Source organism: Micromonospora echinospora, from assembly GCF_900091495.1.
GTDB lineage: Bacteria > Actinomycetota > Actinomycetes > Mycobacteriales > Micromonosporaceae > Micromonospora > Micromonospora echinospora.
The window spans coordinates 6,039,287-6,059,803 of record NZ_LT607413.1 but is presented as its reverse complement, the minus strand read 5'-3'; the positions used below and the strand labels follow the sequence as shown (position 1 = coordinate 6,059,803).

The window sequence follows — 20,517 nt, the reverse complement described above, 5'->3', positions numbered from 1 at the left end:
GGCCATGACGAACCCCTCGACGTTGTACCGCGGTGGTGTGTTGCACTGTCCGGCGGATCCTGGCGCGTCGGCGCTGTTGGTGCGGGACGGGCGGATCGCCTGGTTGGGGTCGGCGGCGGATGCGCCGTCGGCGGACCGGGTGGTGGACCTGGACGGGGCGTTGGTGACGCCGGCGTTCGTGGACGCGCATGTGCACGCGACGGACACGGGTCTGGTGTTGTCGGGGTTGGATCTGTCCGGGGCGCGGTCGGCGGGTGGGGTGTTGGACGCGGTGGCGTCCTTCGCCGCGGGTCTGCCGGGTGACGCGGTGGTGTTGGGGCATGGCTGGGACGAGTCGGCCTGGTCGGATGCGGTGTTGCCGGACGCGGTGGCGTTGGACCGGGCGGCCGGTGGTCGTCGGGTGTATCTGTCGCAGGCGTCGATCCATTCGGCGTTGGTGTCGCAGGCGATGCTGGCGGCGTGTCCGGAGGTGGTCTCGGCGGCGGGGTTCGACGCGTCGGGTTGGGTGCGTCGGGACGCGCATCATGTGGTGCGGGCGGCGGCGTTCGCGTCGGTGACGCGGGCGCAGCGGGTGGCGGCGCAGCGGGCGGCGTTGGCGCATGCGGCGTCGTTGGGGATCGCGGCGGTGCACGAGTGTGGTGGCCCGGAGATCTCCGACGAGGAGGATTTCACGGGTTTGTTGGCGCTGTCGGGTGCCGGTGTGCCGGAGGTGTACGGGTACTGGGGTGAGTTGGGTGGTGCGGCGCGGGCGCGGGAGTTGGGGGCGGTGGGCGCCGGTGGGGATCTGTTCGCGGACGGGGCGTTGGGGTCGCGGACGGCGTTCGTGTCGGAGCCGTACCGGGATTCGCGGTCGGGGTCGTGTGGGCACGGGTATCTGACGGCGGAGCAGGTGCGTGACCATCTGTTGGATTGTGCGGCGCATGGGTTGCAGGGTGGGTTCCATGCGATCGGTGACGCGGCGATCGGCACGGTGTTGGCGGGGTTCGCGGGGGCTGCGGAGCGGTTGGGTGTGGACCGGTTGCGGGCGGCGCGGCACCGGGTGGAGCACGCGGAGATCATGAGTCGGCGGTTGATCGCCGGGTTCGTGGAGTTCGGGATCGTGGCGTCGATGCAGCCGGCGTTCGACCGGTTGTGGGGTGGCGCGGGGCGGATGTACGAGGCGCGGTTGGGGTTGGACCGGTCGTTGGCGTCGAATCCGATGGGGGCGATGCACTCGGTCGGGGTGGCGTTGGCGTTCGGGTCGGATTCGCCGGTGACGCCGTTGGATCCGTGGGGGTCGGTGCGGGCGGCGGCGGCGCATCACAATCCGGCGCAGCGGATGAGTGTGCGGGCGGCGTTCGCGGCGCACACGCGGGGTGGTTGGCGGGCGGTGCACCTGGACAGTGAGGGTGTGTTGGCGTTGGGTGCGCCGGCGACGTTCGCGGTGTGGTCGACGCCGGCGGGGGTGGAGCGGGGTTTGCCGGTGTTGCAGGCGGCGGATCCGGAGGTGCGGGGGCCGGGGGATCCGACGCCGTTGCCGGTGTGTCGGCGCACGGTGCTGCGCGGCGAGGTGATCTACGAGGAAGGGTCGTCGTGACGGGAAAGCTTGACCTCGATCCGCGGTTGGTGGCGCGGGCGCGGGAGTTGGCGCGTCGGGCCGGGCAGCCGGTGGTGGAGTTGGCGCGTAGCCACACGACGGTGTCGGTGGAGCGGGCGGTGTTGCGGCTGGCGGGTGTGGCGGGCGCGGATCCGGATGGGATTCCGTGGGTGAACCGTCTGGTGGACGCGGTGGTCGCGGACGTGGGGTTGGGGCACGGGGTGGCGGTGCCGGTGTTCGACGCCATGGCGCGGGAGCAGATCGCGGATGTGACGTTGCTGGCGCAGAAGGCGGCGGCGGGGTCGGTGCGGTTCGTGGTGCCGTCGGGGAAGGCGGCGACTGCGGCCCGCCGGGCTGCGCGGAGGGCGGTTGCTGCCGGGATCCGGGTCGTCGACCGGCGGCGCGCCGAGCGGGACCGGCTGGTCAAGCGGTACGGGGATCCGGCGCGGCGGCCGTGGATCTATCTGATCGTGGCGACGGGGGACATCTACGAGGACATTCCGCAGGCGCAGGCGGCGGCGCGGGCGGGTGCGGACGTGATCGCGGTGATCCGGTCGACGGGGCAGTCGTTGTTGGACTATGTGCCGGAGGGGGCGACGCGGGAGGGGTTCGCGGGGACGTACGCGACGCAGGAGAATTTCCGGTTGATGCGGGCGGCGTTGGATTCCTCGTCGAAGGAGTTGGGCCGGTATGTGCGGTTGACGAATTACGCGTCGGGATTGTGCATGCCGGAGATGGCGACGCTGGCTGGCCTGGAGCGGCTGGACATGATGCTCAACGACTCGATGTACGGGATTCTGTTCCGGGACATCAATCCGGTGCGGACGTTCGTGGATCAGCGGTTCTCGCGGCAGGTGCACGCGCGGGCGGGGATCATCATCAACACGGGTGAGGACAACTACCTGACCACGGCGGACGCGGTGGACGAGGCGCACACGGTGACGGTGTCGCAGTTGTTGAACGAGTTCTTCGCGCACGAGGCGGGGTTGGCGGACTGGCAGTTGGGGTTGGGGCACGCGTTCGAGATCAATCCGGATGTGCCGGAGTCGTTCCGTCTGGAGTTGGCGCACGCGTTGTTGGCGCGGGAGTTGTTCCCGGATGCGCCGTTGAAGTGGATGCCGCCGACGAAGCACATGACGGGGGACGTGTTCCGGGGGAATCTGCTGGACGGGTTCTTCAATCTGGTGGGCACGATGACGGGGCAGGGGATTCTGCTGGTGGGGATGATGACCGAGGCGGTGGTGACGCCGTGGTTGTCGGACCGGGACATCGCGTTGCAGAACGTGCGGTACGTGTTGGGCGCGGCGGGTGGGTTGCACGAGGATTTCGTGCCGGCGCCGGGTGGGTTCATCCAGCAGCGGGCCAACCGGGTGCTCGGTGAGGCGGTGGATCTGTTGGAGCGGATCGGGGAGCAGTCGTTGTTGACGGCGATCGCCGAGGGCACGTTCGGGATCATGCGGCGTCCGGCGGACCGGGGTAAGGGTCTGGACGGGGTGGCGGCGCACGAGGCGGACTACTACAACCCGGCGACGGACATCCTGGAGCAGCCGGCATGAGCGAGAAGACGGTCGTGCGGCCGTACGGGGACACCACCGGTGACGGGATGGTGCAGGTGTCGTTCACGTTGCCGGTGCCGCACGACAAGCGTGGCGAGGGTGCGGCGGTGCAGCTGGCGAACAAGATGGGCATCGATCCGGCGATGCTGGTGCACGCGAAGCAGATGGGTGACGGGTTCACGTTCTTCGTGGTGTACGGGCGGGTGAACCATCTGGTGGACGTGTCGGCGGTGCAGGTGGTGGAGCGGGACTTTCCGTTGTTGTCGGCGCGGGAGGTGAACGCGGTGGTGAAGCGGCGGTTGCGGCGGAAGTTGTCGGTGGTGGGGGCGTGTATCGGCACGGACGCGCACACCGTGGGCATCGACGCGATCCTGAATGTGAAGGGCATCGCGGGGGAGAAGGGCCTGGAGTACTACCGGGAGTTGAAGGTCACCAATCTGGGTGCGCAGGTGAGTGTGCCGGAGCTGGTGGAGGCGGCGCGGGCGGAGCGGGCGGACGCGGTGCTGGTGTCGCAGGTGGTGACGCAGCGGGACGCGCATCTGCACAACACGCGGGAGATGACGGCGGCGTTCCGGGAGGCGATGCCGGCGGGGCGGCGTCCGCTGCTGGTGGTGGGTGGGCCGCGGTTCGACGAGACGATGGCCGCCGAGTTGGGTGTGGATCGGATCTTCGGGCGGGGCACCACGCCGGGTGAGGTGGCGAGTTTCCTGGTGCACGCGTTGGTGACGAACAAGAGGGCGGGAGCATGAGTGATTCGCGGGTCGGGTTGACGGTCACGCACCGCCGGTATGTGCCGTACGCGCATGCCCACTACGCGGGGAACCTGGTCGACGGGGCGTACGCGTTGGGGTTGTTCGGGGATGTGGCGACGGAGGTGTGTATCCGTACGGACGGCGACGAGGGGTTGTTCGCGTCGTATGCGGATGTGCAGTTCCGTGCCCCGATGCGGGCGGGGGACGTGTTGGAGGTGTCGGCGACGGTGACCCGGGTGGGGACGCGGAGCCGCACGATCGACTTCGAGGCGCGGGTGGTGTGCCGGGGGCGTCCGGACCGGGGTGAGTCGGCGGCGGAGGTCCTCGCGGAGCCGATCGTGGCGGTGACGGCGACGGGCACGGTGGTCGTGCCGGCGGCGGCGTGAGTCTGGCGGTCTGCGCCGACGTCGGGTCCACGTGGACGAAGGTCGGGGTGGTGGACCTCGACGCCGGGCTGCTGGTGGGGTCGGCGGCGGCGCCGACGACGGTGGGCACGGATGTGCTGCACGGCCTGGACGCGGCGGTGGCTACGGCCACCGCCGGGCTGGGGGCCGGCGGGGACGTGCCGTGGTACGTGTGTTCGTCGGCTGGCGGCGGGTTGCGGCTGGCGGTGGTCGGCTACGAGCCCCTCGTCACGGCGCAGGCGGGCCGGCGGGTGGGGTTGTCGGCGGGCGCGCACGTGGTGCACGTGGCGGCGGGGCGGCTCGGCGGGGCGGACGTGACGGCGTTGCGGGCGGCCCGACCGGACGTGGTGCTGCTGGTGGGCGGCACTGACGGCGGGGACGCCGACACGGTGATCCACAACGCGACGCGGCTGGCGCGGGCGCGGTGGCGGGTGCCGGTGGTGGTGGCCGGGAACGTCGACGTGCGCGACGAGGTGTGTGCGCTGCTGGCCGGGGCGGGGGTGCCGGTGACGGCGGCGGAGAACGTGCTGCCGCGCATCGGGGTGCTGGCGCCGTCGTCGGCGCGGGCGGCGATCCGGGAGGTGTTCCTGCGGCACGTGATCGGCGGGAAGCGCCTGTCGCGGGGGCCGCGGTTCGCGCGGCTGGTGCGGGCGGCCACCCCGGACGCGGTGTTGACGGGGGTGGAGGTGCTGGCCGACACGGTCGGCGGTGACCTGGTGGTGGTGGACGTCGGTGGGGCCACCACGGATGTGTACTCGGTGTTGACGCCGGACGAGCGGGCCGACGGGCCGGGTCGGGAGGTGGCGGGGTCGCTGTGGCGGGCGCGGACCGTCGAGGGGGACCTGGGGATGCGGTGGAGCGCCCCGGGGGTGGTGCGGGCGGCGGTGGAGGAGCGGCTGCTTGACGCGGCCGGGCAGGAGGAGCTGGCGGCGGTGGCCGCGTTGCGGGCCGCCGATCCGGGGTTCCTGCCGTCGTCGCCCGGGGAGCGGGCGGTGGAGGGGCGGATCGCGGCTCTGGCGGCGACGGTGGCGGTGCGTCGGCACGCGCGCGGGGCGACGGGGGAACGGTCGGGGCGGGATCTGCGGGACGTGCGGCTGCTGGTCGGTTCGGGTGGGGTGCTGCGGCATGCGCCGGCGGAGGAGGCGGCCGGGGTGTTGGCGGCGGTGTTGGGTGACCACGCGGGCGGGTGGGCGGTGCCGAGGGCGGCGCGGGCGGTGGTGGACGCCTCGTACGTGCTGGCCGCCGCGGGGTTGCTGGCGGCTGATCATCCTGGGGTGGCGCGGGCGGTGTTGCGGGCGCATCTGGGGTGACCGGGTCGCCCCCGGTGACAGCTCCACACCGGGGGCGACCGTCGGGGGTCAGAGCGAACCGCGCCGCCAGGGGCCGGTGATGGCGAAGGTGATGCCGGGGCTCTGCGCGTTGACGAACAGCCAGTTGCCGTTCTTCGGTTCGAAGGTGGATCCGCACCATTCGGAGCCGGAGTAGTCGCCGGGGGCGACGGTCTTGCCGGGGACGCCGCCGGCGGGGACGACGACCTGGTTGAGGGCGAACGGGAAGATCTCCCCGTCGGTGGTGAGGCCGTGCAGGTATTCGCCGGAGCTGCCGTCCTCGCAGAGGACGATGCCGCCGCGCGGGCTGACGCAGATGTTGTCGGGGTTGTTGAGGACGGCCGCGTCGGGGGAGGCGAACAGCACCCGCATCCGCTCGGTGGTCGGGTCGTACTCGAAGACCTGGCCCTGGCCGGCGGGGCCGCCGCTGGTGGAGACGATGTAGACGCGGTCGTTGCCGTACCAGGCGCCTTCGAGGCGGCGGAACGCGGCGCCGCCGAGGGCGATGCCCTGTCGTACGCAGCTGGTCTCGTCGGGGCCGGGGTCGGGGTTGCCGATGGTGACCCAGGTGAGGTTGTCGTACCGGGTGTCGGTGCCGTCTCCGTAGGTGGAGTACGACGACCCGTCGGGGGTGGGGATGACGAGCATCTGCAGGGTGCCGCCGGCGGCCAGGTTCCCGGGGGTGGTGGGCAGGTACCGGTAGAGACCGGAGGGGGTGGCGTCCTCGGTGAGGTAGACGATGCCGGTGCGGGGGTCGACGGCGACGGCCTCGTGGCTGAACCGGCCCATGCCCTTCAGGGGCCGGGGGTCGCCCTTGCCGGTGTGGGGGACTTCGAACACGTAGCCGTGGCGGGTGCCGTCGGGGCCGATCTCGGTGGTTTCCTCGCAGGTCAGCCAGGTGCCCCAGGGGGTGGGTCCGCCGGCGCAGTTGCGGATGGTGCCGCCGAGGCTGGCCCAGGAGCCGGTGAACTGTCCGGCGTCGGGGTCGAAGACGAGGGTGGTGGTGCCGCCGGTGGCGGCCGGGTTGTAGGCGGGGGTGGTGAACGCGCCGCCGTAGCCGCCGCGTTCGTGGTTGCGGACGATGGCGACGGTGCCGTCGGCGCGGCGGAACGCGGCCATGCCGTCGTGGGAGCCGGGGGTGCGCAGCCCGTCGGTCATCAGGTCGCCGGTCCAGCCGTAGGAGAGGTATGCGAAGCCGCGGGGCAGGCGCAGCAGTTCCAGGCCGGTGCTTTGGTCCCGGGTGGGGTGCAGCGGTCCGTAGTCGGGGCTGGCGGGAAGTTTGGCCAGTGGGGCGGCGCCGGCGGTGCGGGCGCCGAGGGCGTCGAGTGGGCCGAGCGCGGCCAACGCGGCGGCGGTCACGGAGCCACGCAGGATTCCACGGCGGGTCGGTTGGGTTGCCGTCACGGCTGTCTCCTGGGTCGAGGGGGTTGTGCGCCGCTGACGGTAGGCCGCTGTGAGCTGGGCTTTCATCGGACGGGACGTGAATCTTGTGGGAACGTCGGGCGTGGCGTGGCGGTGCCGGCCACCGACGGATCAGGCGACGCGCCGGGGGCGACACGCCGGGGTGGGGCACGCGACTGGCCGGGGCGGGTTGACAGTGCCCGGGGGGTGACACGTACCGTCTTTGAGTCCTACTACGGGGAAGCGGCTGTTGTTCGCTTCGTCCCTTCGTCCGCTGGCCGAGCGACCAGATGGGTTGCGGCGGCCAGGTCCAGCGGGCGGGGGTCGGCGGGGCGGCGCGAACCGGCCGCGGTTACCGGTGTACGGGCAGGGTGAGGTGCACGGCCAGTAGACAACGGCCCGGCGGGGGCAGCCAGTCCACCGCCCGGTCGGTCCGAAGGTCGGCGTGCCTGATTCTCGCCCCACCGGCCGGGGAGGGCCTGGGAGCATCGGGGCGCGGCAGTAGCCGCGCCCCGATTTTCGTGTGTCCCGGGGTCAGTGGGACGCGGTGGTGGGGCGGGCGCGGACGTGGAGCCGTTCGCCCTGGGGTCCGAACAGGTTCAGGATCTCCGCCGGGCGCGGGTCGGGGTTGGCGACGGCGTGCGGCAGTCGGGTGTCGAATTCGGCGACCTCTCCGGGGGTGAGGATCAGGTCGTGGTCGCCGAGGATCAGCCGGACGCGTCCGGAGAGCACGTACAGCCACTCGTAGCCCTCGTGGGTCTTGGGTTGCGGGTCGGTGGGGGTGTGCGGCGGGATGATCTGTTTGAACGCCTGGAGGCCGCCGGGGCGGCGGGTCAGGGGCAGGAACGTCATGCCGTTGCGCACGACCGGGCGGGGGTGCACGCGCGGGTCGGCGGTGGGGGCGGCGCCGACGAGGTCATCGAGGGGCACCTGGTGGGCGCGGGCCAGGGGGAGCAGCAGTTCCAGGGTGGGGCGGCGCTGTCCGGATTCCAGGCGGGACAGGGTGCTGACGGAGATGCCGGTGGTCTGCGCCAGTTGGGTGAGGGTGGTGCCGCGTCGGGTGCGCAGGGCCCGGAGTCGGGCGCCGACGCCGGCCAGGACCGCCGCCTCGTCGTCGTTTGCCATAACGGCAAGGATAGTTGCCACCCGTGGTGGGGTGGCGCACTGTGGCGGTCGACGGACGACGAACAGGGGTGCGTGATGGACGACAGGTACGACGTGGTGGTCATCGGTGGCGGCGCGGCCGGACTCGCCGGCGCGGTGGCCCTGGCCCGGGCCCGCCGGTCGGTGCTGGTGGTCGACGCGGGCGAGCCCCGCAACGCCCCCGCCGGCGGGGTGCACAACCACCTGGGCCGGGAGGGCAGTCCCCCGGCGGAGCTGCTCGCGTCGGCCCGCGCCGACGTCACCGGCTACGGCGGGCACATCGTCGACGCGACCGTCACCACCGTCGGCCACGACGACGACGGGTTCCGGGTCGCCCTCGCCGACGGGCGGGACGTACGGGCGCGGCGGCTGCTGGTGGCCACCGGCGGCGTGGACGCGCTGCCCGACGTGCCCGGCCTGGCCGACCGGTGGGGACGTGACGTGTTGCACTGCCCGTACTGCCACGGCTGGGAGGTCCGCGACCGGCGCATCGGGGTCCTCGCCGACGGGCCGTTGGGGGTGCGGCAGGCCCTGCTGTGGCGGCAGTGGAGCCAGCACGTGCTGCTGCTGCGGCACCACGGTGACGCGCCCGACCCGACGCAGGCCGAGCAGCTCGCCGCGCGGGCCGTCACCGTCGTCGACGGGCCGGTCACCGGCCTGGACGTCGACGACGACCGGCTCACCGGGGTCCGTCTCGCCGACGGGAGCCTGGTGCGGGTCGACGCGCTCGTGGTGGCGTCCCGGGTGGCCGCCCGCGCCGACATGCTCGCCCCGCTCGGTCTGAAGCCGGTCGACGTCGACCACGAGGGGCAGCTCGTCGGCACCCGGATCCCCGCCGACGCGTTCGGCGCCACCGACGTGCCCGGGGTGTGGGTGGCCGGGAACGCCACCGCCGTGGCCGCGACGGTCGTGGTGTCCGCCGCGCAGGGCGTCACCGCCGCCGGGGCGATCAACGCCGACCTGGTCGCCGAGGACACCGCCCGCGCCGTCGCCGCGTACCGGCACGACCTGGCCACCATGTTCGAGCAGGACGCCTGGGAGGACCGCTACCGGTCCCGGCCGGCGGTGTGGAGCGGCAACCCCAACCCGCAGCTGGTCGCCGAGGTCGGTGACCTGCCGGCCGGGCGGGCCCTGGACGTCGGCTGCGGGGAGGGCGCCGACGCGGTGTGGCTGGCCCGGCGCGGCTGGCGGGTCACCGCCGTGGACATCGCGCCCACCGCGGTGGATCGCACCGCCGCGCACGCCGCCGACGCCGGGGTCGCCGACCGGGTCACCGCCCGCCAGGCCGATCTGCGGGTCGAGGCGCCCGAGGCGGGCGCCTACGACCTGGTGTCGGCGCAGTTCATGCACCTGCCCGCCGGGCAGTGGCGGGACCTCGTGGCCCGGCTGGCCGACGCGGTGGCCCCCGGCGGCACCCTGCTGCTGGTCGGCCACCACCCCCTCGACCTGCGCACCACGGCCCGGCGGATGCACTTCCCCGACCTGATGTTCACCGCCGAGCAGGCCGCCGACCTGCTCGACGCGGACCGCTGGCGGGTCCGCGTCGCGCAGACCCGGCCCCGCGCCGCCGTCGACCCCGACGGCCGGGACGTCACCGTCCACGACGCCGTCCTGGTCGCCCACCGGCTGCCCTGAGGCGTCCCGCCGGCCGACGGGTAGCCTTCGACGCTGTGATCGAGGTGAGGTGCCGGTGAAGACGCTTGACGAGGTACGCCCCGCCGACGCCGGCACGCCGCCGCCACGTCCGCTGCCCCTGCCGGTGGCGGTCGGACTGGCGGTGGTGGCCGGACTGGCGCTGCTGCTGGCGTTCCCCCCGTACGGGTGGTGGCCGCTCGCGGTGGTCGGGGTGGCGGCGCTCGCCGCGGCGACGCACCGCCGTCGGGTCCGCGTCGGCGCGGCCCTGGGATTCGTCACCGGGGTGACGCTGTTCGCGCCCCTGCTGGCCTGGACGAACCTGCACACCGGTTACCTGCCGTGGGTGCTGCTGAGCCTGTCCCAGGCCGCCTACCTGGCGTTGCTCGGCGCGGCCGGCGCGTACGTGTCACCGCTGGTCGACCGGCACCGGGCGGCGTGGCCGGCGGTGACGGGGCTGCTGTGGGTAGGGCAGGAGGCGCTACGCGACCGGACCCCGTTCGGTGGGTTCCCGTGGGGGCGGTTGGCGTTCAGCCAGGGCGACTCGCCGCTGCTGCGGCTCGCCGTGCTCGGCGGCGCCCCGCTGGTCACCTTCGCCGTCGCGCTCGCCGGCGGGCTGCTGATGGCGCTGCTGTGGCGGCCGTGGCGACGTCCGCAGCCGTCGGCCGTGGCGCCGGTGGTCGGGCTGGTCGCCGTGTTCGTCGCAGCCCTGGCCGCGCCGGTGGGGCCGCGCGGCGGCGACGAACGGGTCACCGTGGCGATCGTGCAGGGCAACGTGCCGCGCCTCGGGTTGGACTTCAACGCCCAACGGCAGGCGGTGCTCGACAACCACGTCGAGGCGACCCTCGACCTGGCCCGTCAGGTCACCGCCGGGCAGGCCCGCCGACCCGACCTGGTGGTGTGGCCGGAGAACTCCAGCGACATCGACCCGCTGCGGGACACCACGGCCGGCGCGCGGATCACCCGGGCCGCCGACGCGATCGGCGCGCCGATCCTCGTCGGCGCGGTGCTACGCGGCCCCGGCGAGGGGCAGGTCCGCAACGCGGGACTGCTGTGGCGGCCCGGCAGCGGCCCCGACACCGGACAGCTGTACACCAAACGGCATCCGGTGCCGTTCGCCGAGTACGTGCCCATGCGGAACCTGGCGCGGATGGTCAGCAAGCAGGTCGACCGGGTCCGGGCGGACTTCGTGCCCGGCGACACGCCGGGGGTGCTGCGCACCGGCAACGCGGTCCTCGGCGACGTGATCTGCTTCGAGGTCGCCTACGACGGGCTGGTCCGCGACACCGTCACCGGCGGCGCCGAACTGCTGGTGGTGCAGACCAACAACGCCACCTTCGACGAGTCGGAGGCGTTGCAGCAGATGGCCATGGTCCGGTTGCGGGCCGTCGAGCACGGTCGGGACGCGTTGATGGCCTCCACGGTCGGGGTGTCCGGGTTCGTCTCCCCCGACGGGCGGGTAGACGGGGCGACCGGGTTCAACACCGGCGCGGTGGTGGTCCGGCAGATGCGGCTCGGTGACGGGCTGACCCCGGCCACCCGGTTGGGAGTGTGGCCGGAGGTGGCGCTGCTGGTCGCCGCCGGCCTCGTCCTGGCCGGCGCGGCGGTGCGGCGTCGCCGGCCGGTGACGGCACCCGGGTAGCACCGCACGACGGTCGGCCCCGCCCGGGGCCGCCGCGACCGGGGGAGGTCCAGGTGGGCGAGCAGACCGGCCGGACGGCCGGAGGTCCGGATGTGGGGCGGGTGCTGGTGGTGGTGCCCACCTACAACGAAGCCGACAATCTCGCCGGGATCGTCGACCGGGTCCACCGGCACGCGCCCGCCGTGGACGTGCTGGTCGCCGACGACAACAGCCCCGACGGCACCGGGGCGGTCGCCGACGGTCTGGCCCGCGTCGACGACCGGGTGCACGTGCTGCACCGCGGCGGCAAGGACGGGCTCGGCGCGGCGTACCTGGCGGGGTTCGCGTGGGCGCGGCGGCGCGGCTACGACGCGGTGGTGGAGATGGACGCCGACGGGTCGCACGCCCCGGAGGACCTGCCGGCGCTGCTGCACGCCGCCCGGGACGCCGACGTGGTCATCGGGTCCCGGTGGCAGCGCGGAGCGCGGGTGCTGAACTGGCCGTGGCGGCGGCTGCTGCTGTCCCGGGGTGGGAACTGGTACGCCCGGTGGGCCCTCGGCGTTCCGGTGTCCGACGCCACCGGCGGGTACCGGGTGTACCGGCTGCGGGCCCTGGACGCCGTCGACCTGGACGGGGTGTCCTCGCGGGGCTACTCGTTCCAGGTGGAGCTGTCCCGGCTGCTGCACCGGGCCGGGGCGCGGATGGTGGAGGTGCCGATCACGTTCGCCGAGCGGGAACGCGGATCCAGCAAGATGAGCCCGTGGATCGTGCTGGAGGCGCTGTGGCGGATCACCCTGTGGGGGTTGCAGGACCGGCGGTGGGGACGACGACGGCCGGTCGCGGGCCGGTGGCCGTGACCGTGGCCCGTGGCATCCTTGACCAGGACAGCGTCGCCGAGGCCGGATGAGGTGTGATGCGCCGGACGTGGAGGTTCGTACCGCTGGGGTTGCTGGCCGGGTTGGTCGCCGAGGTGGCGGTGTTCGTGCTGGTCGGCCAGGCGATCGGGTTCGCCTGGGCGGTGCTGGTGGTGTTCGCCGCGTCCCTGGCGGGTCTGCTGCTGCTGCGCCGGGAGGGCATGCGCGCGTGGCGGGGTTTCCGGAGCAGTGTCGAGTCGCAGCAGCCGCCGGGCCGGCAGCTGACCGACGGGCTCGTCGGTCTGGTCGGTGCGTTGCTGCTGGCCGTGCCGGGTCTGGTCAGTGGTGTGGTGGGGCTGGCGTTGCTGGTGCCGCCGCTGCGTCGGCTGGCCGGCGCGGGCGTGCAGCGGGCCACGGAGCGGCGGGTGTCGTCGATGGTCGCCGGTGACCTGTTCGGTCCCCGCCGGGTGCGGGTGTACCGGGGGGCGGCGCAGCCGACCACCGAACCGGGCCCGCCGCCTCAGCAGCCCCGGCAGGCCGATCCGGCCGCCGCGATCGAGGGGGAGATCGTCGAACCGGGCCGGTGAGACCCCGTGACACACGACGAGCCCCCGGGACGGATGTCGTCCCGGGGGCTCGTCGGTGGTCGGTGGGTCAGGCGCGACCGCGGCGGGTGCGGACCTCCTGGAGCCGCTCGGCGAGGATGTCCTCCAGCTCGGTGATGGACCGCCGCTCCAGCAGCATGTCCCAGTGGGTGCGCGGCGGCTTGGCCTTCTTCTGCTCCGGCTCGCTGCCGTCGACCAGCCGGGCGACGCTGCCGTCGAACTTGCACTCCCAGGTCGTCGGGACCTCGGCGTCGACGGCGAACGGCACCTCGAACTGGTGACCCTTGGCGCAGAGGTACTCGCGGGTCTGACGCGGCGCGAGCTCCGTGTTGCGGTCGGACTCGTAGCTGACCGCGCCCAGACGGCTGCCGCGCAGCATACGCTCGCCCATGTTCGACTTCCCCTCGTTGGTGGTGCTGGTCTTCTCGGTGTAACGGTCCGCCGTCGCCGGAGCATTCCCCGGTGACGGCGGGTGACGCGGCCATGCCCGTCGGGTGGGCCTGGCCGGACCACGCCGGTCACCCGGCGGGACGCCCCGGCCGGGTGGGAGACGGTGGAGTGTGCTAGCTGTCACCTGTATGGTACCCGGCCCCCTCCGGTGTGCCCTGACGGCGACCGATGCGCGTGCCGGCCGGGCGCCTCAGCGCGGCGTCGCCGACCCGAGTCGGGCCAGCGCCGTGGCCAGGTTGCTGACCTGGTCGGCCAGTTGGGCGGCGCGGGTCACCGCCGCGTCCCGGTCGGTTTCGGCCGCGCGGAGCCGTACGGTCAGCTCCGCCAGGCGGGCCTCGGCGGTGGCCGCCGCCGCCCGGGCGTCCGCCGCTTCGCCGGTGAGCCGGTCCCGGTGGGCGGACAGGGCGGCGGTCTCCTCCCGGGCCCGCCCGGCCGTGGCGGCGCTCTCCGCGCGGGCGGCGTCGGCGTCGGCGCGGGCCGCCTCGGCCGCCCGGGTCGCGTCGACGGCGTCCCGGCGGGCCTGCTCCGCCTCGGCGCGGGCCCGGTCGGCGGCGGTGCGGTGCGTGTCGGCGTCGTGGCGGGCGGCTTCCGCGTCGGCCTGGGCCCGGTCGGCGCGGGCGGCCGCGTCGGCGGCGTCCCCGGCGGCCCGGTCGGCGTCGGCGCGGGCGGTGTCCCGTTCGGCGGTCAGCTCGGCGACCCGGCGTCGTTCGGTGTCCCGTTCCGCGCGGACGGTCCGCAGGTCGTGGCGGGCCGCGTCCCGGTCCCGTTCGGCCTGTACCCGCAGCGCCTCGGCGGCGCTGGCCGTCCGCTGCGCGGCGTCGCGGGCCGTCTCCGCGTCCGCCGCCCGGGCGACGGCCCGCGCGGTGTCCTCGGCGTGCCGGGTGGCCTCGGCGCGGGCGGCGTCCCGCTCGGCGGCGGCGTCCTGGGCGGCCCGGCGGGCGGCCACCGCGGCGGCCCGCGCGTCCTCGGCGGCCCGCCGGGCCTCGTCCCGTTCGGTGTGGGCCTGCGCCACCTGACCGGCGGCCTCCGCGCGGACCTGGGCGAGCTGCCGTTCCACCCCGACCGGGGACAGTTCGGCGTGCAGCGACTCGCTCAGGGACTCCACGAGCTGGTCGAGCCGGTCCACCGCCTCCCACGTCCGGGCCACCTGCCCGGCCAGGCCGGGGGCGTTGCGGTGGCGCATCCGGCTGTTGCGGGACGCCCGCTGGCAGGCGCCGTCGTTGTCGCGGCAGTACCGGAACGGGCGGCCCGCGCCGGCGCGTTGCGGCACGTCACGTCCGCAGTGCGCGCAGGGACGGGTGTCGACGGGGGTGGCCTGCTCGTCCATCGAGGGCGAAGTCTAGGCCACCGCCGGGCGCGGCCCGGCTGCTGTCCGGGCCGGCAGGTGGGAACACGGCCCGCCGGTGGGGCATCCTGATGGAAGGGCACCGACGACACGGGGAGGTTCCGGCATGGCCTACGCGTGGGAGGCGGCGGTCGAGGCGCAGATCCGCGCCGCCGTGGAACGCGGTGAGTTCGACAACCTGCCCGGCGCGGGTCGACCCATCCCCGGCCGGGACCTGCCGTACGACGAGCAGTGGTGGATCAAGGGGCTCCTGGAGCGGGAGAAGATCCCCGCCGAGGCGCTGCTGCCCACCCCGCTGCTGCTGCGTAAACGCGCCGAGCGGCTGCCCGAGGAGGTTCGGGACCTGCCCACCGAGGCGGCGGTGCGGGCGTACGCGCAGGAGCTGAATACGCAGATCGTGGCGTGGCTGCGCACCCCGACCGGGCCCCGGGTGGTGGTCCGGCCGGTCGACGTCGACGCGGTCGTCGGGCAGTGGCGCGCGGCCCGTGCCCGGCCGGCGCCCGACACTCCTGGCGTCGGGGAGGTGTCCGAGCGGCGCGCGCGGCGACGCCGTTGGTGGCGTCGCACGTCCCGCCCGTAGCGTCGGGTCTCGGTCGGCCAGCCGCTCCTTGACCTGTGGGACCCCGTCACGCCAGGAGGGCGCGCCAGCGGTCGGCGGACTCCATTCCGTCCAGGCTGACCCGTTCCAGGTACGCTCCCGCCCTGGCCAGCCGCTGCCCCACGGGAGAGTCGGGCCCGGACGTCGCCGCCGCAGCCAGCGCCGCCCGCGCCGCCTCGAGCGTCTGCCGTGCGCTGAGCAGCACGGAGTGGTACCACGCCTCGTCGTCGATCACGTAGACGTCGCGACGCCGCTGCGGATCGCGCTCACGCCGGACGTATCCGTGCTGGACCAGATAGTTCACGGCCACCGACACGGAGGCCGGGCTGACCTGCAACCTGCGGGCCAGTTGGGCGGCGGTGCGCGTGCCGTCCTCGGACAGCAGCAGGTCGACGTGCACGCGCGCCGTCATCCTGGGCAGCCCGCTGCGGACCGCCAGCTCGATGATCTCCTCTCCCGCCGTGTCACAGGGCGGCCCGGCCGCGCGCGGGGGTGCCGGTGTGCCACGTCGCGCCCGCCGGGCCGTCACCCGGTGGGCCCGCTGGGGCTGGTAGCCGCCGGGGCCGCCGTTGCGTCCGACCTCCCGGCTGATCGTCGAGGTCGGACGGTCGAGCCGCCTCGCGATCTCGGCGTAGGAGAGCCCACCGGCGAGTCCGGCGGCGATGCGCTGGCGGTCCTGCTGGGTCAATCGTCCTCCTGGCATTCCACCAGCATTGCCTTCGTTGTCATTCATTGCAACGCCGCGTTGCATTAGATCCCAGCGTCATTGCACCAATTAATCGTCGCCTACCTGGGTGAATGGCTTTCGGTTGATTGACATTCAGTGTCAATGCACCGTAGCTTTCGGGCATCGTCAAATGCCATGGAATGAGGAATGGCGATGGGTGAATCCCTGCACACTGTCCCGGCCATGCCGACGGCGCGTCGACCCGGCTGCCCCTTCGACCCGCCGGCCGAACTGGTCGACGCCCGCCGGCACGGCCCCATCAGCCGCTACACCTTCCCCGGCGGGCGACCTGGCTGGCTGATCACCGGATACGACCTGGTCAGGTCGGTCCTGGCCGACTCGCGCTTCAGTTCCCGCAAGGAGCTCATGCGCCACCCGACCATCGACTACGGGAACATCGAGATCCCCCCGGCGCCGCCCGGCGAGTTCCTCCTCATGGACGAACCCCAGCACAGCCGCTACCGGAAACCGCTCATGGGCAGGTTCACCGTACGGCGGATGCGGCTGCTCACCGAACGCGTCGAGCAGATCACCGCCGACCACCTGGACGCCATGGAGGCAGCCGGCCCGCCGACGGACCTGGTGACCGCGTTCGCCAGGCCCATCCCCGCCATCGTGATCTGTGAGCTGCTGGGCGTGCCGTACCAGGACCGGGGGGCCTTCCAGGAGCAGATCGACTCGTTCATGAACGGGGAGACCAGCGACGAGGACCTGTTCGCCGCCTACACCGCGACGCAGGACTACCTGGCGGAACTGGTGGCCGCCAAACGCGCGAACCCCACCGACGACGTGCTCAGCGACCTCACCGACAGCGACCTCACCGACGAGGAACTGAAGGGGATGGCCCTGATCCTGCTGGCGGCCGGACTCGACACCACCGCGAACATGCTGGCCCTCGGCACGTTCGCGCTGCTGCGCAACCCGGAGCAGGTGGCCGCGCTGCGCGCCGACCCCACGCTCGCCGACCGGGCCGTGGAGGAACTGCTGCGCTACCTCAGCGTCGCCAAGACGTTCATGCGGACGGCGCTGGAGGACGTCGAGGTGGGCGGCCAGACCATCAGGGCCGGCTCGCCGGTGATCCTGTCGTACCACACCGCCAACCGTGACCCCGAGCGTTTCGCCGACCCCCACGTGCTCGACCTGCGCAGGCAGGACGGCGGGCACCTCGCCTTCGGCCACGGCATCCACCAGTGCCTGGGGCAGCAGTTGGCGCGCGTCGAGCTGCGGGTGGCGTTCCCCGCGCTGGTCAACCGGTTCCCCACGCTGCGCCTGGCCGTACCGCCCGAAGGGGTCGACCTGCGTCCGGAGACCGCGGACATCTACGGGGTGAAGAGCCTCCCCGTCACCTGGGACGCGTGAGGCGGTGCGGATCACCGTGGACGTCGAGCGCTGCGTCGGCTCCGGAATGTGCGTGTTGACGGCCGGCGAGGTGTTCGACCAGCGTCCGGGCGACGGAAAAGTGGTCGTCCTGACACCTGAACCGCCCGCTGACGTGTGGGACTGCGTCCGTGAGGCCGTCGACCGGTGCCCTGTCGCGGCGATCGCCGTGTCGACCGACCGTCGGCCCCCGCACCGGGGCCGGGAGAACCCGGGTCGTCGGGGAGAGGAGTCGTTCACGTCCGACGAGGTGTGCGGGAAGCCCACACTCCCGGCCACTCCCAACATATAGCGCACCGGGGGTCTTGCGGCAAGACCCGGGTCGTGGCCCAGAATCGTCGGCCGAGGCCAGCCCTGACGAGAAATCACCGATTCTCGACGGACGTGCGCTCTGCCGACGTACCGCACCAGGCAGCTGGCCGGAAAATGGGGGGCTTTCGTGATTGACGTGATCGTGGCCGGCGGCGGACCGACCGGACTGATGCTGGCGAGCGAGTTGCGGCTGCACGGCGTGCACGTGCTTGTGCTGGAGAAGGAGACGGAGCCGACCCCGGTCGTCCGCGCGCTCGGTCTGCACGTACGCAGCATCGAGATCCTGGACCAACGCGGCCTGCTGGAGCGGTTCCTCGCGCACGGCCGGAAGCACCCGGTCGGTGGCTTCTTCGCCGGCATCGCCAAACCCGCGCCCGACCGGCTGGACACCGCGCACCCGTACGTCCTCGGCATCCCGCAGCCCACCACCGACCGCCTGCTGACCGAGCACGCCGTCGACGTCGGCGTCGAGATCCGACGCGGCCGGGCACTGGTGGGGCTGACCCAGGACGACGACGGGGTGACCGCCGAACTGTCTGACGGCACCCGGTTGCGCTCGCGCTGGCTCGTCGGCTGCGACGGCGGTCGCAGCACCGTGCGCAAGCTGCTCGGCGTCGACTTCCCCGGCGAGCCCAGCACGGCCGACACGCTGCTCGGCGAGATGGCGGTGGCCGAGGACCCGGCGACGGTCGCCGCCGTCGTCGCGGAGGTCCGCAAGACCCAGCTGCGGTTCGGCGTCGGGCCCCTCGGCAACGGGATGAACCGCGTCGTCGTGCCCGCCGAGGAGGTGGCCGAGGACCGCTCGGTCCCGCCGACCCTCGACGAGTTCAAACGGCAGCTGCGGGCGTTCGCCGGCACCGATTTCGGTGTGCACTCACCGCGCTGGCTGTCCCGCTTCGGCGACGCCACCCGACTGGCCGAGCGCTACCGCGTCGGCCGGGTGCTGCTGGCCGGCGACGCGGCGCACGTCCACCCGCCGACCGGCGGGCAGGGCCTCAACCTCGGTATCCAGGACGCGTTCAACCTCGGCTGGAAACTGGCCGCCGAGGTCAACGGCTGGGCGCCGGAGGGACTGCTGGACAGCTACCACACCGAACGGCACCCGGTCGCCGCCGACGTGCTGGTGAACACCCGCGCGCAGATGGAGCTGATGTCCACCGCGCCGGGCGCCCAGGCGGTGCGCCGGCTGCTGTCGGAACTGATGGACTTCGAGGACGTGAACCGGCACCTGGTCGAGAAGATCACCGCGATCGGGATCCGCTACGACTTCGGCGCGGGCCACGAGCTGCTCGGCCGGCGGATGCGGGACGTCCGGCTGGGGCGGGGGCGCCTCTACGAGCTGATGCACGGCGGCCGTGGGCTGCTGCTCGACCGCACCGGCCGGCTCTCGCCGGCGGGTTGGGCGGATCGGGTCGACCACGTCGTCGACGGTGGCGACGAACCGGACGTGCCCGCCGTGCTGCTGCGGCCGGACGGCCACGTGGCGTGGGTCGGCGACGACCAGCAGGATCTGCTCGGTCAGCTGTCCAGGTGGTTCGGCGCTGCCCGTGGTTGAGCAGGGTCGCGTCGGGCATGAGGTGCCGCCCGACCAGTGGGCCTGAGCCACTACCGGCCGGCGGGTTCCGGCGGTGGTGCCAGCAACGCCTCGATCCGTTCGGCGGCCCGGGTGGCGGTGGTCGTCGGGTCCACGGTGGCGCCGAAACGTCGGCTGCGTTCGGCGTAGCGGGCGTCGGTGAGCACCTCGGTGAGCAGCTCGGCGGCCGTCTCGGGAGCCCACCGGGTGGACGGGAGGAAGCGGGCCACCCCGCAGCGCTGCAACCGGGCCCCGGTGTCCGGCTGGTCGAAGCTGTGCGCCAGCACCACCTGCGGCACCCCGGCGGCGAGACAGCGGCCGAGCGTGCCGATGCCGCCGTGGTGGATCACCGCCGCGACCCGGGGCACCAGGTCACGGTAGGGCAGCCGGGGAAACCACGTCACCCCGGCGGGCAGCGGGTCGGGCAGCGCGTCGAGGTGCGGGCTGACCAGGATGACCGGCCGGCCGACGCGCCGGCAGGCGTACAGCGCGGCGGCGTAGAACGGTTCCCAGAGCATCTGCCCGGAGCTGGCGGCGACCAGCACCGGCGGTCCGCTCGGATCAGCCAGGATCCGCTCCACCTCCGGCGGCAGGTCGCCCGACTCGGCGGCGTCGTTGAGCAGGAAGCCGACCGGCTCGACGGCCTCGACCGTCGGGCCGGCCTTGTCGAACCAGCGCGGCCAGAGCCCGAGCTGCCGGTCCGCGCCGCTCATCCAGGCCGCCCAGTCGTCGACCGGAGCCAACCCGAAGTCCGCGCGTACCGCGTCGATGCCGGCGGCCAGCGTGGACCGGTGCAGGTGCACCTGCACCGGCAGCAGCAACTGCTGCGCTGGCGTCATCGCCACCCACACGCTCGGTGCGCCGAGCAGCTCGGCGGCGATCAGCGTGGCCAGCCCCGAGGTGTGCCGTCCGACCAGCACCGTCGCGCCTGCCCGGTGGCGGGCCACCGCGGCCTCGACCTCGCGACGGAGCTGCCCGAAGAGATCGTTGCGCTGGTAGTGACCGAGCAGGTCCGGCAGGCGCGCCGAGCCGACCCGGGCGTCGAGCATGTCCCGGGCGTCGGCCAGGTAGCGGACGTACTCGTCCTCGGTGTCGATCGGTACCAGCTCGATGTCGGCCGCCCGGACGGTCGGCGCGTACCTGGCGTGGGTGGCGATCGTGACGTCGTGGCCGCGCTCGGCCAGCGCCGCGCCGAGGCGCACGAACGACAGCACGTCGCCGTTCGTGCCATGGGTGCTGAGCAACATGGTCGCCATGGCGCCG

The 20,517-nt window shown here is 73.5% G+C and carries 19 protein-coding genes; 13 read left to right on the top strand and 6 right to left on the bottom strand.

Translation table 11 applies throughout. The features are described 5' to 3' along the window. Positions 1-4 precede the first annotated feature (4 nt). From GA0070618_RS26065 to GA0070618_RS26045, 5 genes are read left to right on the top strand one after another with little or no spacing between them, the layout of a single operon-like run. Complete coding sequence (locus tag GA0070618_RS26065; protein ID WP_088983977.1) at positions 5-1,576, top strand: amidohydrolase; 1,572 nt, start codon at positions 5-7, stop codon at positions 1,574-1,576. Beyond that, positions 1,573-3,132, top strand: a complete 1,560-nt coding sequence (gene kamD / locus GA0070618_RS26060) for a lysine 5,6-aminomutase subunit alpha (protein WP_088983976.1) — start codon at positions 1,573-1,575, stop codon at positions 3,130-3,132. The genes GA0070618_RS26065 and kamD overlap by 4 nt, the downstream gene beginning before the upstream one ends. Further along, positions 3,129-3,881, top strand: a complete 753-nt coding sequence (gene kamE, locus GA0070618_RS26055) for a lysine 5,6-aminomutase subunit beta (protein WP_088983975.1) — start codon at positions 3,129-3,131, stop codon at positions 3,879-3,881. Before kamD ends, kamE begins: the two co-directional genes overlap by 4 nt. Beyond that, entirely contained in the window at positions 3,878-4,270 is a 393-nt protein-coding gene (kal, locus tag GA0070618_RS26050; protein WP_088983974.1) for a 3-aminobutyryl-CoA ammonia lyase, read from the top strand. The genes kamE and kal overlap by 4 nt, the downstream gene beginning before the upstream one ends. Beyond that, positions 4,267-5,598: a glutamate mutase L gene (locus GA0070618_RS26045; RefSeq protein ID WP_088983973.1), complete on the top strand. Its 1,332-nt coding sequence runs from the start codon at positions 4,267-4,269 to the stop codon at positions 5,596-5,598. Before kal ends, GA0070618_RS26045 begins: the two co-directional genes overlap by 4 nt. Before the next feature lie 48 nt (positions 5,599-5,646). Here the strand turns inward: GA0070618_RS26045 and GA0070618_RS26040 are convergent, their stop codons facing one another. Together GA0070618_RS26040 and GA0070618_RS26035 are read right to left on the bottom strand one after the other, a co-directional pair. Then, on the bottom strand, positions 5,647-7,020 hold the full coding sequence (locus GA0070618_RS26040; protein ID WP_197701642.1) for a PhoX family protein: 1,374 nt from the start codon (positions 7,018-7,020) through the stop codon (positions 5,647-5,649). Between the two features lie 531 nt (positions 7,021-7,551). Beyond that, the gene (locus tag GA0070618_RS26035; protein ID WP_088983971.1) at positions 7,552-8,142 is read right to left on the bottom strand and encodes a helix-turn-helix domain-containing protein; all 591 of its coding nucleotides are present in this window, start codon (positions 8,140-8,142) and stop codon (positions 7,552-7,554) included. A 75-nt stretch (positions 8,143-8,217) separates the two neighbouring features. Here GA0070618_RS26035 and GA0070618_RS26030 point away from each other — a divergent pair, with 75 nt between their 5' ends. From GA0070618_RS26030 to GA0070618_RS26015, 4 genes are read left to right on the top strand one after another with little or no spacing between them, the layout of a single operon-like run. Continuing rightward, complete coding sequence (locus GA0070618_RS26030; RefSeq protein WP_088983970.1) at positions 8,218-9,795, top strand: bifunctional NAD(P)/FAD-dependent oxidoreductase/class I SAM-dependent methyltransferase; 1,578 nt, start codon at positions 8,218-8,220, stop codon at positions 9,793-9,795. 55 nt (positions 9,796-9,850) lie between these two features. Next, on the top strand, positions 9,851-11,434 hold the full coding sequence (gene lnt, locus GA0070618_RS26025) for an apolipoprotein N-acyltransferase (RefSeq protein WP_414467535.1): 1,584 nt from the start codon (positions 9,851-9,853) through the stop codon (positions 11,432-11,434). Positions 11,435-11,487: 53 nt separating this feature from the next. After that, complete coding sequence (locus tag GA0070618_RS26020; RefSeq protein ID WP_088983968.1) at positions 11,488-12,270, top strand: polyprenol monophosphomannose synthase; 783 nt, start codon at positions 11,488-11,490, stop codon at positions 12,268-12,270. Between the two features lie 56 nt (positions 12,271-12,326). Next, entirely contained in the window at positions 12,327-12,854 is a 528-nt protein-coding gene (locus GA0070618_RS26015; protein WP_088983967.1) for an FxsA family protein, read from the top strand. A gap of 67 nt (positions 12,855-12,921) precedes the next feature. Here GA0070618_RS26015 and GA0070618_RS26010 read toward each other — a convergent pair whose 3' ends face one another. Then, positions 12,922-13,263, bottom strand: coding sequence for an RNA polymerase-binding protein RbpA (locus tag GA0070618_RS26010; protein WP_088983966.1), 342 nt, complete (start codon positions 13,261-13,263; stop codon positions 12,922-12,924). A gap of 249 nt (positions 13,264-13,512) precedes the next feature. Beyond that, positions 13,513-14,649 carry a hypothetical protein gene (locus GA0070618_RS26005; RefSeq protein ID WP_088983965.1) on the bottom strand — a complete coding sequence of 379 codons (1,137 nt, stop codon included), beginning with the start codon at positions 14,647-14,649 and terminating at the stop codon, positions 13,513-13,515. 124 nt (positions 14,650-14,773) lie between these two features. Between GA0070618_RS26005 and GA0070618_RS26000 the strand changes: the two genes are divergently transcribed. Continuing rightward, positions 14,774-15,247: a DnaJ family domain-containing protein gene (locus GA0070618_RS26000; protein WP_088983964.1), complete on the top strand. Its 474-nt coding sequence runs from the start codon at positions 14,774-14,776 to the stop codon at positions 15,245-15,247. 46 nt (positions 15,248-15,293) lie between these two features. Here GA0070618_RS26000 and GA0070618_RS25995 read toward each other — a convergent pair whose 3' ends face one another. Continuing rightward, on the bottom strand, positions 15,294-15,953 hold the full coding sequence (locus GA0070618_RS25995; protein ID WP_170107919.1) for a GbsR/MarR family transcriptional regulator: 660 nt from the start codon (positions 15,951-15,953) through the stop codon (positions 15,294-15,296). 192 nt (positions 15,954-16,145) lie between these two features. On the opposite strand from GA0070618_RS25995, the gene GA0070618_RS25990 reads away from it, so the two are divergent. From GA0070618_RS25990 to rox, 3 genes are all read left to right on the top strand, one after another. Then, the gene (locus tag GA0070618_RS25990; RefSeq protein WP_088985850.1) at positions 16,146-17,351 is read left to right on the top strand and encodes a cytochrome P450; all 1,206 of its coding nucleotides are present in this window, start codon (positions 16,146-16,148) and stop codon (positions 17,349-17,351) included. A 4-nt stretch (positions 17,352-17,355) separates the two neighbouring features. After that, entirely contained in the window at positions 17,356-17,661 is a 306-nt protein-coding gene (locus GA0070618_RS25985) for a ferredoxin (RefSeq protein ID WP_088983962.1), read from the top strand. Between the two features lie 147 nt (positions 17,662-17,808). Continuing rightward, positions 17,809-19,236 (top strand): rifampin monooxygenase, encoded by a 1,428-nt coding sequence (gene rox / locus GA0070618_RS25980; RefSeq protein ID WP_088983961.1) that lies wholly within the window; start codon positions 17,809-17,811, stop codon positions 19,234-19,236. Positions 19,237-19,286: 50 nt separating this feature from the next. On the opposite strand, the gene GA0070618_RS25975 is transcribed toward rox, so the two are convergent. Then, positions 19,287-20,510, bottom strand: coding sequence for a glycosyltransferase (locus GA0070618_RS25975; protein WP_088983960.1), 1,224 nt, complete (start codon positions 20,508-20,510; stop codon positions 19,287-19,289). Positions 20,511-20,517: the final 7 nt, after the last annotated feature.